The sequence below is a fragment of the Cupriavidus sp. UYPR2.512 genome (genome assembly GCF_000379565.1).
GTDB lineage: Bacteria > Pseudomonadota > Gammaproteobacteria > Burkholderiales > Burkholderiaceae > Cupriavidus.
This window is the reverse complement of sequence record NZ_KB903098.1, coordinates 29699-42788: the sequence shown is the minus strand read 5'-3', so window position 1 is coordinate 42788 and position 13090 is coordinate 29699. Positions and strand designations below refer to the sequence as shown.

Annotated in this window: 9 protein-coding genes; 2 read left to right on the top strand and 7 right to left on the bottom strand. The window is 68.7% G+C overall.

Translation table 11 applies throughout. From position 1 onward, the window contains the following. Nucleotides 1-16: 16 nt before the first annotated feature. From A3A5_RS0122275 to A3A5_RS0122265, 3 genes are read right to left on the bottom strand one after another with little or no spacing between them, the layout of a single operon-like run. The gene (locus A3A5_RS0122275) at nucleotides 17-3316 is read right to left on the bottom strand and encodes an efflux RND transporter permease subunit (RefSeq protein WP_018312724.1); all 3300 of its coding nucleotides are present in this window, start codon (nucleotides 3314-3316) and stop codon (nucleotides 17-19) included. Beyond that, entirely contained in the window at nucleotides 3313-6441 is a 3129-nt protein-coding gene (locus A3A5_RS0122270; protein ID WP_018312723.1) for an MdtB/MuxB family multidrug efflux RND transporter permease subunit, read from the bottom strand. Before A3A5_RS0122270 ends, A3A5_RS0122275 begins: the two co-directional genes overlap by 4 nt. Nucleotides 6442-6450: 9 nt before the next feature. Then, complete coding sequence (locus A3A5_RS0122265; RefSeq protein ID WP_026201009.1) at nucleotides 6451-7908, bottom strand: MdtA/MuxA family multidrug efflux RND transporter periplasmic adaptor subunit; 1458 nt, start codon at nucleotides 7906-7908, stop codon at nucleotides 6451-6453. Nucleotides 7909-8246: 338 nt separating this feature from the next. Between A3A5_RS0122265 and A3A5_RS0122260 the strand changes: the two genes are divergently transcribed. Both A3A5_RS0122260 and A3A5_RS0122255 read left to right on the top strand, forming a co-directional pair. After that, nucleotides 8247-8990, top strand: a complete 744-nt coding sequence (locus A3A5_RS0122260; RefSeq protein WP_010812236.1) for a response regulator — start codon at nucleotides 8247-8249, stop codon at nucleotides 8988-8990. A 52-nt stretch (nucleotides 8991-9042) separates the two neighbouring features. Then, a complete protein-coding gene (locus A3A5_RS0122255; protein WP_018312721.1) occupies nucleotides 9043-10314 on the top strand; it encodes an ATP-binding protein in 1272 nt (423 codons plus the stop codon). 29 nt (nucleotides 10315-10343) lie between these two features. On the opposite strand, the gene plsY is transcribed toward A3A5_RS0122255, so the two are convergent. The 4 genes from plsY to A3A5_RS0122235 form a co-directional block, all read right to left on the bottom strand. Next, a complete protein-coding gene (gene plsY / locus A3A5_RS0122250; protein WP_018312720.1) occupies nucleotides 10344-10952 on the bottom strand; it encodes a glycerol-3-phosphate 1-O-acyltransferase PlsY in 609 nt (202 codons plus the stop codon). A 122-nt stretch (nucleotides 10953-11074) separates the two neighbouring features. Then, the gene (locus A3A5_RS0122245) at nucleotides 11075-11566 is read right to left on the bottom strand and encodes an aminoacyl-tRNA deacylase (protein WP_018312719.1); all 492 of its coding nucleotides are present in this window, start codon (nucleotides 11564-11566) and stop codon (nucleotides 11075-11077) included. A gap of 20 nt (nucleotides 11567-11586) precedes the next feature. Beyond that, entirely contained in the window at nucleotides 11587-12513 is a 927-nt protein-coding gene (gene xerD, locus A3A5_RS0122240; RefSeq protein ID WP_018312718.1) for a site-specific tyrosine recombinase XerD, read from the bottom strand. After that, nucleotides 12510-12989: a methylated-DNA--[protein]-cysteine S-methyltransferase gene (locus A3A5_RS0122235; protein WP_018312717.1), complete on the bottom strand. Its 480-nt coding sequence runs from the start codon at nucleotides 12987-12989 to the stop codon at nucleotides 12510-12512. Before A3A5_RS0122235 ends, xerD begins: the two co-directional genes overlap by 4 nt. Nucleotides 12990-13090 lie beyond the last annotated feature (101 nt).

Genomic DNA, 13090 nt, shown 5'->3' with positions numbered 1-13090 from the left:
TCGAGTCTTCGCAAATCTAGACGGCGGCCGGCTGGTCCGGCGTGCCAGTACTGCGGCGGCGCTGGCGCCAGGCCTTCACCTTCAGGCGCCAGCGGTCCAGCGTCAGGTAGACCACCGGCGTGGTGTACAGCGTCAGCAGCTGGCTCACCACCAGCCCGCCGACAATGGAGATGCCCAGTGGCGCGCGCAGCTCGGCGCCGTCGCCGCGGCCGATCGCCAGCGGCACCGCGCCCAGCAGCGCCGCCATGGTGGTCATCAGGATCGGGCGGAAGCGCAGCAGGCAGGCGCGGTAGATGGCGTCGCGCGGCGACAGCCCCTCGCGCCGCTCGGCATCGATGGCAAAGTCGATCATCATGATCGCGTTCTTCTTGACGATGCCGATCAGCAGGATCACGCCGATCAGCGCGATGATGCTGAAGTCCGTCTTCGAGGCCAGCAGCGCCAGCAGCGCGCCCACGCCGGCCGAGGGCAGCGTCGACAGGATCGTCAGCGGGTGCACGTAACTCTCATACAGCACGCCCAGCACGATATAGATCGTGATCAGCGCCGCCAGGATCAGGATCGGCTGGCTCTTGAGCGAATCCTGGAACGCCTTGGCGCCGCCCTGGAAGTTGGCGCGCAGCGTCTCGGGCACGCCGATGCGCGCCATCTCGCGCGTGATCGCGTCGGTCGCCTGCGACAGCGAGGTGCCCTCGGCCAGGTTGAACGAGATCGTCGAGGCGGCGAACTGGCCCTGGTGGTTCACGCCTAGCGGCGTGCTGGTCGGGGTCACGCGCGCGAACGCCGCCAGCGGCACGCGTTTGCCGTTGCCGGTGACCACATAGATGTCCTTGAGCGCATCGGGCCCCTGCAGGTACTCCTGGCTCAGTTCCATCACCACGCGGTACTGGTTGAGCGGATGATAGATGGTCGAGACCAGCCGCTGGCCGAAGGCATCGTTGAGCACCGCATCCACCTGCTGCGCGGTCACGCCCAGGCGCGAGGCCGCGTCGCGGTCAATGATCACCGAGGTCTGCAGGCCCTTGTCGTTGGTATCGGTATCGATATCCTCCAACCCCTTCAGGTTGGACAGCGCCGCGCGCACTTTGGGCTCCCATGCGCGCAGCACCTCCAGGTCGTCGGACTGCAGCGTGAACTGGTACTGCGAACTGCTTTGCCGCCCGCCGATGCGGATGTCCTGCACCGACTGCAGGAACAGGCTGGCGCCGGGCTCCTTGGCCAGCTTGCCGCGCAGCCGCGCAATGATGGCGTCGGCCGATTCCTTGCGCTCAGACAGCGGCTTGAGCGTGACGAACATCTGCCCGGTATTGCGCTGCGAGCCGCCGGTAAAGCCGGTCACGTTCTCCACCGCTGGATCCGAGCGCACGATGGTGATGAAGTTGTCGAGCTTGCCGCGCATGGCCTGGAACGAGGTGGCCTGGTCGGCGCGGATAAAGCCGATCAGCCGGCCCGTGTCCTGCTGCGGGAAGAAGCCCTTGGGCACGATCACGTACAGGTACACGTTGAGCGCAATGGTCGCGATCAGCACCAGCCATACCAGCGGGCTGAAGCGCAGCGCCGTGGCGAGCGAGCGCGCATAGCCGTCGTGCAGCCACTGGAACATGCGCTCGGTGGCGCGGAAGAAGCGGCCCTGCTTTTCCGGCTCGGGCGGGCGCAGCAGGCGCGCGCACATCATCGGCGTGGTGGTCAGCGATACCACCAGCGACACCAGGATCGCCACCGAAAGCGTGATCGCGAACTCCTGGAACAGCCGGCCGACGATGCCGCCCATCATCAGCAGCGGAATAAACACCGCGATCAGCGACAGGCTCATCGACAGCACCGTGAAGCCCACCTCGCGCGCGCCGCGCAGCGCGGCGGCGAGCGGCTTCATGCCTTCCTCGATATGGCGCGAGATGTTCTCCAGCACCACGATGGCATCGTCCACCACAAAGCCGGTGGCGATGGTAAGCGCCATCAGCGACAGGTTGTTCAGCGAGAACCCGGCCAGGTACATCACCGAGAACGTGCCGATCAGCGACACCGGCACCGCCACGCTGGGGATAAAGGTGGCGCGCACATTGCGCAGGAACACGAACACCACCATGATCACCAGCGCCACCGAGATCATCAGCGTGTGCTCGACCTCGCGCAGCGAGGCGCGGATGGTGGGCGTGCGGTCCATCATCACGTCCATCGAGATCGCCGCCGGGATCATCTTCTGCAGCTGCGGCAGCATCTCGTTGACGCGGTCGACGGTCTCGATGATGTTGGCGCCCGGCGAGCGGTTCAGCACCAGCAGCACCGACGGCTTGCCATTGGCCGAGCCCGCATTGCGGATGTCCTGCACCGAATCCACCACATTGGCCACGTCGCGCAGCCGCACCGGCACCGCGAACGAATTGGGTCCGCTGGTGGCACTGGTGCCGCCGGTGGCCCCGCTGGTGATGGTGGTGGTGCCGCTGCTGGTGGTCAGCGTGGTCACGGTGACGCCGTTGACTACCTTGGTGCTGACGCCGCCGCTGGCGGCGGCGTTGGCGGTGCTGGCAATCAGCGCGCCCGCCGACGTCGACGAGAAGGTACCCGGCGTGGCGTAGCGGATGATCAGCGGCATGTAGTCTTCCGCCTTCATCGCCTGGTCGTTGGCGTAGACCTGCCAGTTGCTGGCTGCATTCTCCAGCGTGCCCAGCGGCCGGTTGGCGTTGGTCGCGCTGATGGTGTTGCGCACGTCTTCCAGCGAGATGCCGTAGCGGTTCAGCGCGGTCGGGTTCAGCTCGACCCGCACCGCCGGCAGCGAGGCCCCGCCGATGGTGACCTGGCCCACGCCATCGACCTGTGACAGCTTCTGCGCCAGGATGGTCGAGGCCGCGTCGTACAGCTGCCCGCGTGTCATGGTCGGCGAGGTCAGCGCGATGATCATGATCGGCGCGTCGGCCGGGTTGACCTTGCGGTAGGTCGGGTTGTTGGGCAGGCTGGTCGGCAGCGTCGCGCGCGAGGCATTGATGGCCGCCTGCACGTCGCGCGCGGCGCCGTCGATATTGCGCGACAGGTCGAACTGCAGCGTCACCCGGGTGGAGCCGAGCGAGCTGCTGGAGGTGATCTCGGTCACGCCGGCGATGGTGCCGAGCGCGCGTTCCAGCGGCGTGGCCACGGTGGCGGCCATGGTCTCCGGGCTGGCGCCCGGCAGCGACGCCGACACCGAGATGGTGGGGAAGTCCACCTGCGGCAGCGGCGACACCGGCAGCAGCCGCAGCGCGGCCAGCCCGGCCAGCAGGATGCCGAGCGTCAGCAGTGCGGTCGCGACCGGCCGGTGGATAAAGGCAGCGGACAGGTTCATCGCTGGGCCGGCTCCTCGCCGGTGCCGCCTTCCTCAGGGTCGCCGAAGCGGCGCTTGCGCCAGCCCTTCACGCGCGTGGCGATGCGGTCGAAGGCCAGGTAGATCACCGGCGTGGTGAACAGCGTCAGCACCTGGCTGACCAGCAGGCCGCCCACCATGGTCACGCCCAGCGGCCGGCGCAGCTCGCTGCCGATGCCGGAACCCAGCATCAGAGGCAGCGCCGCCAGCAGGGCCGCCATGGTAGTCATCAGGATCGGGCGGAAACGCAGCAGGCAGGCCTGGAAGATCGCGTCGCGCGGGCGCATGCCGCCCTCGCGCTCGGCCTCGAGCGCGAAGTCGATCATCATGATCGCGTTCTTCTTGACGATGCCGATCAGCAGGATCACGCCGATGATCGCGATGATGCCCAGTTCCTGCCCCGCCAACAGCAGTGCCAGCAGCGCGCCCACGCCCGCCGATGGCAGCGTCGACAGGATGGTGACCGGGTGGATGGTGCTTTCATACAGCACGCCCAGCACGATATACATGGTCACCACCGCGGCCAGGATCAGCCACAGCGTGTTCGACAGCGACGCGCGGAACGCCAGCGCGGCGCCCTGGAAGCTGGTCTGCATCGAGATCGGCAGGCCCAGCTCATGCTCGACCTGCGTGATCTTGTCGACCGCGGCGCCCAGCGATTCGCCAGGGGCCAGGTTGAACGAGATCGTCGCGGCGGGGAACTGGCCCTGGTGGTTGACCACCAGCGGGCCGGTGCGCTCCGTGATGCGCGCGAACGAGCCCAGCGGCACTTGCCCGCCGGAAGAAGAGGGCAGGCGCAGGTCGGCCAGCGACTGCGGGCTCTTGCGGAACTCGGGCATGGTCTCGAGCACCACGCGGTACTGGCTGGATTGCGTGAAGATGGTGGAGACCAGCCGCTGGCCGAAGGCGCTGTACAGCGCGCTGTCGATCACCGCGGTGGTGATGCCGAAGCGCGCCGCGGCGTCGCGGTCGATATCGACATAGGCGCGCAGGCCGTTGTTCTGCTGGTCGCTGGTGACATCGCGCAGCTCAGGCTCCTGGCGCAGGCGCTCGACCAGCTTCGGCACCCACGTTGCCAGCGTTGCGGGATCGGGATCCTCGACGGTGAACTGGTACTGCGTGCGCGAAACCTTGTCCTCGATGGTCAGGTCCTGCACCGGCTGCGTGTACAGCGACACCCCGCCCAGTTCGTGCACGGCCCGCTGCAGGCGCTGCGTGACCACCTCGATGGGGTCGCGTTCGCCCTTGGGCTTGAGGTTGATCAGCATGCGCCCGGCGTTGAGCGTGGTGTTGGTGCCGTCCACGCCGATGAACGACGACAGGCTTGCCACTGCCGGGTCCTGCATCACCACCTTGGCCACGGCCTGCTGGCGGCGCGCCATGGCGTCGAACGAGGTGGTCTGCGCGGCCTCGGTGATGCCCTGGATCACGCCGGTGTCCTGCACCGGGAAGAAGCCCTTGGGCACCAGCAGGTACAGCAGCACGGTCAGCGCCAGCGTGGCCACGGCCACCACCAGCGTGGCCTTCTGGCGGTCCAGCACCCACTCCAGCGCGCGGCCGTAGCGGTCGATCACGTTGTCGAAGAAGCGGCCGCTGGCGCGGTGAAAGCGCGACAGCTTCTCTTCCGGCACATGGTGCAGCAGGCGTGCGCACATCATCGGCGTGAGCGTCAGCGATACCACCGCCGAGATCAGGATCGACACCGCCAGCGTGATCGCGAACTCGCGGAACAGGCGCCCGACCACATCGCCCATGAACAGCAGCGGGATCAGCACTGCCACCAGCGAGAAGGTCAGCGAGATGATGGTGAAGCCAATCTGCTTCGATCCCTTCAGCGCCGCCGCCATCGGCGGATCGCCTTTTTCGATGTAGCGCATGATGTTCTCGATCATCACGATCGCATCATCGACCACAAAGCCGGTGGCGATGGTCAGCGCCATCAGCGTCAGGTTGTTGATCGAGAACCCCGCCAGGTACATCACGCCGAAGGTGCCCACCAGCGACAGCGGCACCGCCACGCCCGGAATGATGGTGGCCGGTATATTGCGCAGGAACAGGAAGATCACCAGCACCACCAGCGCGATCGCCAGCAGCAGCTCGAACTGCACGTCCTCGACCGAGGCGCGGATGGTGGTGGTGCGGTCGGTCAGCAGCTGTACATGGACCGAGGCCGGCAGCGCATTCTGCAGCTGCGGCAGCAGCGCCTTGATGCGGTCCACCACTTCGATCACGTTGGCGCCCGGCTGGCGCTGGATGTTCAGCACGATCGCGGGCTTGTCGTTGGCCCAGGCGGCCAGCCGGCTGTTCTCGGGGCCGTCGACGATCTCGGCCACGTCGGTGATGCGGATCGGCGCGCCGTCCTTGTAGGCCAGGATGATCTGGCGGTACTCGTCGGCCGAGCGCAACTGGTCGTTGGCGTCGATGGTGGAGGCGCGCGCCGGCCCGTCGAAGCTGCCCTTGGCGCCGTTCACGTTGGAGGCGCCGATGGCGGTGCGCAGGTCGTCGATCGACATGCCCAGCGAGGCCAGCGCGGCCGGGTTGGCCTGGATGCGCACCGCGGGGCGCTGGCCGCCGCTGATGGTGACCAGGCCCACGCCCTGGATCTGCGAGATCTTCTGCGCCACGCGCGTGTCGACCATGTCCTGCAGCTTGGGCAGCGGCATGGTGTCCGAGTTCATGGCGATGGTCATGATCGGCGCGTCGGCCGGGTTGACCTTGCTGTAGACCGGCGGCATCGGCAGGTCGGACGGCAGCAGGTTGCTGCCGGCGTTGATGGCGGCCTGCACCCCCTGCTCGGCCACGTCCAGCGGCAGCGTCAGCTCGAACTGCAGCGTGATCACCGAGGCGCCGCCGGACGAGGACGACGACATCTGCTTGAGGCCCGGCATCTGGCCGAACTGGCGCTCCAGCGGCGCGGTCACCGACGAGGTCATCACGTCCGGGCTGGCGCCGGGGTAGAGCGTGGTGACCTGGATGGTCGGGTAGTCGACCTCGGGCAGCGCCGACAGCGGCAGCAGCCGGTACGCCACCAGCCCGGACAGCAGGATGGCCAGCATCAGCAGCGCCGTGGCGACCGGGCGCTCGATGAAGAGGCGTGAGGGGTTCATGCGCGGTCCTTACTGCGGCTGGCGGCGGGGGCCATCGGCGCCCGGCGCGCTGGCGCCAGCGTCGCGGTGGCGGCGATGTTCGCCGGCCGCGCCGGAAGCGCCGGGGGCCGCGGCCCCGCTGGCGTCGGCGTGCGCGCCGCTGGCGCCGCCGTCCCGGTTGCGGCGGCCGCGCCCGCGCGGCTGGCTGGCCGGCACCACCGCGGCGGCGCGCGCGGCCGGATCGACGGCCTCTACGGTCATGCCTTCCTTGAGCCGGTCGGCGCCGTCCACCACCACGCGCTGGCCGGGCTCCAGGCCCTTGAGCACCGCATTGCGGCTGCCGTCGCCCGGGCCCAGCGTGACCACCTGCACCTTGACCTTGCTGGCCTCGTCCACGGTGTAGACAAAGGTGCCCTGCTGGCCGCGCTGGATTGCGGCGACCGGGATCACGGTGGCGTCCCTGAGGGTATCGACGCGCGTGCGCACGTTGACGAACTGGTTGGGGAACAGCATGCCGTCTTCATTGGGGAAGACCGCCTTGAGCTTGACCGTGCCGGTGGTGGTGTCGATCTGGTTGTCGGTGGTCAGCAGCGTGCCGTCGCCCAGCTGGTTGCGCACCTGGCGGTCCCAGGCCTGCACCGGCAGCTTCTCGCCGGCATTGAGCTTCTTCAGTACCGAGGGCAGGTTGTCCTCGGGGATGGTGTACATCACGGCAATCGGCTGGATCTGCGTGATCAGCGCGATGCCGTTGGTATCGCCGGTGTTGACGATATTGCCCGGGTCCACCTGGCGCAGGCCTATGCGGCCCGACACCGGCGCCACGATCCTGGTGTACCCCAGCTGCAGGCGCGCGTTGGCGACATTGCCCTGGTCGGTCTTGACCACGCCCTCGTACTGGCGCACCAGCGCGTCCTGGGTATCGACCTGCTGCTTGGAGATCGAGTCCTGCCCCAGCAGGGTACGGTAGCGCTGCTGGTCCAGCCTGGCGTTCTGCAGCAGCGCCTGGTCGCGCGCCAGCTGGCCCCCGGCCTGGTCCAGCGCGGCCTGGAACGGGCGCGGGTCGATCTCGGCCAGCACGTCGCCGGCCCTGACCATCTGGCCTTCCTTGAACAGCACCTTGAGCAGCGGGCCGGACACCTGCGCGCGCACGGTGACGTTGGACACCGGGGTCACATTGCCCAGGCCATTGAGCACCACGTCCATATCGCGCTTGGCCACGGTGGCGACCACCACGGGCGAGCGCGGCATGCCGGGCCCACCGGCGCCTCCACGCGCGCCCGGGCCGCTGGCGCCCCGTTGCGCGCCCGCCGCCTGCTCCGGCGCCTGGCCGCGATGGGCATGCCAGTACCAGGCGCCCCCCGCGAGCAGCAGCACTAGCACCCCGGCGGTCAGCCGGCGCCGGCCGGTGCGCCGCGGCGGAGTGCCCTCGGGCGGACGCGAAGAGGGGGGCGGGGAGGGAGTAGGTTGGCCTTGTTCGGGGTTGGACATGTCCGCAAATCCTGGGGCGGCGCGCGCGGCGCGCCGGCAATGTTCGGTCTGGCAAGTGACGATGCAGCAGTATGCCGCAACGCCACGGGCGCCGGCCCGCGGTGTGGGAGGGCGCGCCGCGGGGTGGCCGGCAGGCTGGCAAGTGCCGTGTGGCGCGCAATGCGGCGGCGCCGGTGGCACGTCATGCCGCAAGGATAATGTGCGGGCCCGGACGCCCGTATTTCGGCGCCCGGCGCTTTTATTACAGCGGATTACCAGCGCCCCGGGTGTAACCTCCGGAAACAAAACCGCCCGGCCAAACCGGCATGTGTGGCGCCGGGGCTGACTATCATGTGCCTATGCGAACGAACCAGCCTACCCAGATCCTCGTCGTCGACGACGATCCCGAACTTCGCGACCTGCTGCGCGAGTACCTGACCCAGCAGGGTTTCGCCGTCTCGGTGATGCATGACGGCGACGGCCTGCAGGCGCGCCTGGAGCGCGAGCGGCCGGCGCTGATCGTGCTGGACCTGATGATGCCCAAGGTCGACGGCCTGACCGCGCTGCGCAACCTGCGCGCCAAGAACGACGATATCCCGGTGATCCTGCTCACGGCCCGCAGCGACGAGATCGACCGCATCGTCGGGCTTGAGATCGGCGCCGACGACTACCTTGGCAAGCCGTTTTCGCCGCGCGAACTGCTGGCGCGCATCAATGCCGTGCTGCGCCGCAAGCTGGCGCGCCCGGCGGCGGCGCCCGAGGACCGCGAATCGGTCGCCTTCGGCCCGTTCCGCGTCAATTTCCGCCAGCGCACGCTGAGCCGTGCCGGCCAGACGCTGTCGATCAGCGATACCGAGTTCGCGCTGCTCAAGCTGCTGCTGATGCATCCGCTGGAAGTGCTGTCGCGCGAGCGCATCGTCGAGCTGATGTACGGCAGCGCCAGCGGCATCAGCGACCGCGGCATCGACGTGCAGATCTGGCGCCTGCGCCGGCTGCTGGATGAAGACGCGCAGCGCCCGCGCTATATCCAGACCGTGCGCGGGCGCGGCTACACCTTCGTGCCCGACGAAGCGGAAGAGATGTCCGCGGGGCTCCCCGAATAATGGCCGCGGCGCCAGCCCGCTGGCGCCGCATGCCACCAGACTCTGCTTTCCGATGAAGTTGCGACGTATCGACACCCTGTTCGGCCGCATTGCGCTGCTGATTGCCGCCGTGCTTGTGATCAGCCATTTCTCATGGCTGGCCATCCTGCGCATGGACCGCCGCCAGCAGCAGGTGGACTATTCCGTTGAGCAGATGCTGTTCCAGCTCGACAGCATCGAGCGCGCGCTCGATGCGCGGCCGCCGGCGAAACTGCCCAGCCTGGTGGAGACGGCCAACACGGCCGACGCCGAAGAGCATGCCGCCGTGCCCAAGGGCGGGCGCTCGCGCCGGCTGGTCGAGCAGTTCATCGGCAGGCTGCCGCAGGGCACCGAGATCCGGCTGGAGGACGAGACCACGCCGCGCATCTGGATCAAGCTGCCCAGCCGCGCCCGCTGGATCGCCATGCCGATCCTGTGGGTCCACAATCCGCCGCCTGACAACCGGCTGGTGCCTGGCGTGATGCTGGTGGTGGGAGTGGCAATCATCTTTGCCGTGCTGATCGCCTGGCAGATCCAGCGGCCGGTGCGCGACATGGCCAATGCGGCAGAGCTGCTGTCGCGCCAGCACGCCGTGCCGCCGCTGCGCGAGCGCGGCCCGCATGAGCTGCGCCAGCTGATCGAGCGTTTCAACCGCATGGTGGCCGACCTGGCGCGCATCGACCAGGAGCGCAACACCATGCTGGCCGGCATCGCGCATGACCTGAAGACACCGCTGGCGCGGCTGCGCCTGCGCGCCGAGATGCTGGCCGATCCCAAGGCCGCCGCGGGGGTGACGCGCGACGTGGAGTCCATGTCGGCCATCGTCGAGCAGTTCCTGAGCTTCGCGCAGACCAGCGAGTCGACCGCGCGGCCGGTGCCGGTGGACCGGCGCGTCAATGAACTGGCCGCGTCGCTGGCCGAGCAGGAGCGCCAGGTGGTGCTGTCGCTGGGCGCGGGCGAGGGCTTTCGCATGATCGCCACGCAGCTGGACCGCATCGTCGGCAACCTGGTCGACAACGCCTACGCCTATGGCAAGCCGCCGGTGTGCATTGCGACCGCGCGCACGCCGGAGGGTTTCCTGCTGGTGGTGGAGGACCAGGGCGCCGGCATCCCTGACGGCGACAAGGAGCGCGCCACGCTGCCCTTTGTGCGGCTGGACCCGGCCCGGGGCGGCAATGCGCATTCCGGGCTGGGGCTGGCGATCGTGGACCGGCTGGTGCGGCAGGCGGGTGGGAAGCTGAACCTGGTGAATGCCGACGGCGGCGGCTTCCGGGTCGAGATGCTGTTCGGGGCAGCCGAGGCCTGAGCCGGCGTCAGGGCTGCCTCAGGCCGTTTTCAGACCTTCTTCTTCTCGCCGATCCGGCTTTCCTTGCCGGCCAGCAGTTTGGCAATATTCTGCCGGTGCCGCGCAATCAGCAGCACGCTGATCACGAAGATCGCCCCCGTCATCACATCCACGCCGTTCATCAGCACATGGAAGAACGGCGCGAAGATCGCCGCCACCAGCGCCGCCAGCGACGAGTAGCGGAAGAAGAACGCGATGATCAGCCACGTGGCCAGCGTGCCCAGGCCCAGGATCGGGTCGATGGCCAGCAGGATGCCGGCCGCTGTGGCCACGCCCTTGCCGCCGGCGAAGCGGTGGTACACCGGGAACAGGTGGCCCAGGAAGACCGCCAGCGCCACCATGGCCAGGCCGGTTTCGTTCAGCCCGTAGGCCGGGCCGAAGCGCGCGGCCAGCCATACCGCCAGCCAGCCCTTCAGGGCGTCGCCGATCAGCGTCAGGACGGCGGCCTTCTTGTTGCCGGTGCGCAGCACGTTGGTGGCGCCGGGATTGCCGGAGCCATAGGAGTGCGGGTCCGGCAGCCCCATCAGCTTGCTGACGACGACAGCGAAGGAAACGGAGCCGATCAGGTAGGCGGCAAGGGCGAAAAGCAGATTGGCCATGTGCAGTGGGGTGTTTTCAGGCTGGCGCGATTGTAGCGCGGCAGGGGCCTCGCTACGTCCGTGACTTCCCGGATTGGCATCGAGGCTTCCCTCGGTGTGTGCGGGGGCGCTCAGTCATGTGCTCAGTCAGGCAGTGCGCATTGCACCGGCTGGGCGTCCACCAGCATGGGCAGCAGCTTCGGGTCCACGCTGACCAGGTAGCCGCGGCGCCCGCCGTTGATATAGATGCGCGCCAGCTCCAGCACGGTCGATTCCACGTAGACCGGCATGCGCTTCTTCGTGCCGAAGGGCGAGGTGCCGCCCACCATGTAGCCGCTGTGGCGCTGCGCCACCTCGGGCTTGCATGGCTGCACGCTCTTGCGGCCGGCCTGGCGCGCCAGGTTCTTGGTCGAGACCGAGCAGTCGCCGTGCATCAGCACCACCAGCGGCTGCGCGCGCTCGTCTTCCATGATCAGGGTCTTGATCACGTCGTGCTCGGGAACGCCCAGCTGGCGCGCCGATTCGCCGGTGCCGCCGTGCTCGACATAGTCATACGGATGCTCGCCGAAGGCGACGCCATGCTTGCGCAGGTACTGCGTGGCGGGGGTTTCTGATACGTGCCTGGTCTTGCTCATGATGGTCGCCGCCCGCTTGCTCAGCCGCGCGGATGGTGCTGCTGGTGCAGCTCGCGCAGGCGTTCGCGGGCGACGTGCGTATAAATCTGGGTGGTGGAAATATCGGCGTGGCCCAGCAGCAGCTGCACCACGCGCAGGTCGGCGCCGTGGTTCAGCAGGTGCGTGGCAAAGGCGTGCCGCAGCGTGTGCGGCGACAGCGGCGCGTGCACGCCGGCATCGCGCGCATGGCGCTTGATCAGGTGCCAGAACGCCTGCCGCGTCATGCCTTCGCCGCGCTGCGTGACAAACAGCGCGTCGCAGGCGCGCCCGGCCAGCAGCGCGGGGCGCGCACTGGCCAGGTAGCGGCGCAGCCAGTCGCCGGCCTGCTGGCCGAACGGCACCAGCCGCTCCTTGTCGCCCTTGCCGCCGACCACGCGCGCCACGCCTTCGTTCAGGCTGATCTCGATGGTCTTCATCTGCGTGAGCTCCGACACGCGCAGCCCGCTGGCGTACATCAGTTCCAGCATGGTGCGGTCGCGCAGCCCCAGCGGCGTGTCGGTGTCGGGCGCTTCGAGCAGCGCGTCGACCTGGGACTCGGTCAGGGTCTTGGGGTAGCGCGGCGGCTGCTTGGCGGGGCGCAGCAGCAGGCAGGGGTCGGCTTCGACCAGGTGTTCGCGCAGCAACCACTGGTAGAAGCGGCGGAATACCGCCAGGCGCCGGTTGGCCGACGAGGCGCGGGTCTGCGTGTGGCGCGCGTTGAAGTAGGCCGACAGCGCGCTGTCGTCCGCGCCCGGCAGTTCGCCGCGGTGCTCATGCTGCAGCCAGCGCGCCAGCAGCGTCAGGTCGCGCCGGTAGGCATCGATGGTGTTGCGCGAGAGGCCGTCTTCCAGCCACAGCGCGTCGCAGAAGCGGCTGACCAGTGCCACGTCGGCGTCGCTGGGCGCCGCAGCCTGCGCGGCGCCGCTCATATCAGCATGGCGCCCTCATGGCGCAGCAGCCAGCGTTTGACGTCGAGGTAGAAGCCGTCTTCGGCGTGGTGCGAGAAGCCGCCGATGCCGCGCGCCGAGACCACGCGATGGCAGGGGATCACGATCGGGAAAGGGTTCTGCCCGCAGGCCTGGCCCACCGCGCGCGGCATTGCCCCGATGGCCTCGGCGATGGTGCCATAGGTGGTCACCGCGCCGCGCGGCACCGCGCTGATGGCCTGCCACACGCGCTGCTGGAAATCGCTGCCGGCCGGGGCCAGCGGCAGGTCGAAGGCGGCGTCGGGATTGGCGTAGTAGGCCTCCAGCTGTGCCGCCAGTTGCTGCGTCAGCGCGTCTGCAGGCGCGCGTGCCTCGACGTGCCCGGGAAGGTACACGAGAGCCCGGATGCGCGCGCCGTCCGTGCGCACCCCGATCTTGCCAAAGGGGGCGGGGAGGATGGCGTCATAGGTGGCGGGCATGGCGGTCAGGCTGGAGCGAATGCTGGATTTTAGTGCTTTTTGGCGCGGGCAAGAAAAAAGGGCCGCCTCGCGGCGGCCCTTCGCGGGGCGTCACACCGGCC

What these genes read in the sequence shown, in the direction of transcription:
- plsY (WP_018312720.1), bottom strand. Translation starts at nt 10,952, where the DNA reads ATGGCCAATCTGCTTTTCGCCCTTGCCGCCTACCTGATCGGCTCCGTT.
- A3A5_RS0122275 (WP_018312724.1), bottom strand. Translation starts at nt 3,316, where the DNA reads ATGAACCTGTCCGCTGCCTTTATCCACCGGCCGGTCGCGACCGCACTG.
- A3A5_RS0122245 (WP_018312719.1), bottom strand. Translation starts at nt 11,566, where the DNA reads ATGAGCAAGACCAGGCACGTATCAGAAACCCCCGCCACGCAGTACCTG.
- A3A5_RS0122270 (WP_018312723.1), bottom strand. Translation starts at nt 6,441, where the DNA reads ATGAACCCCTCACGCCTCTTCATCGAGCGCCCGGTCGCCACGGCGCTG.
- A3A5_RS0122265 (WP_026201009.1), bottom strand. Translation starts at nt 7,908, where the DNA reads ATGTCCAACCCCGAACAAGGCCAACCTACTCCCTCCCCGCCCCCCTCT.
- A3A5_RS0122255 (WP_018312721.1), top strand. Translation starts at nt 9,043, where the DNA reads ATGAAGTTGCGACGTATCGACACCCTGTTCGGCCGCATTGCGCTGCTG.
- xerD (WP_018312718.1), bottom strand. Translation starts at nt 12,513, where the DNA reads ATGAGCGGCGCCGCGCAGGCTGCGGCGCCCAGCGACGCCGACGTGGCA.
- A3A5_RS0122260 (WP_010812236.1), top strand. Translation starts at nt 8,247, where the DNA reads ATGCGAACGAACCAGCCTACCCAGATCCTCGTCGTCGACGACGATCCC.
- A3A5_RS0122235 (WP_018312717.1), bottom strand. Translation starts at nt 12,989, where the DNA reads ATGCCCGCCACCTATGACGCCATCCTCCCCGCCCCCTTTGGCAAGATC.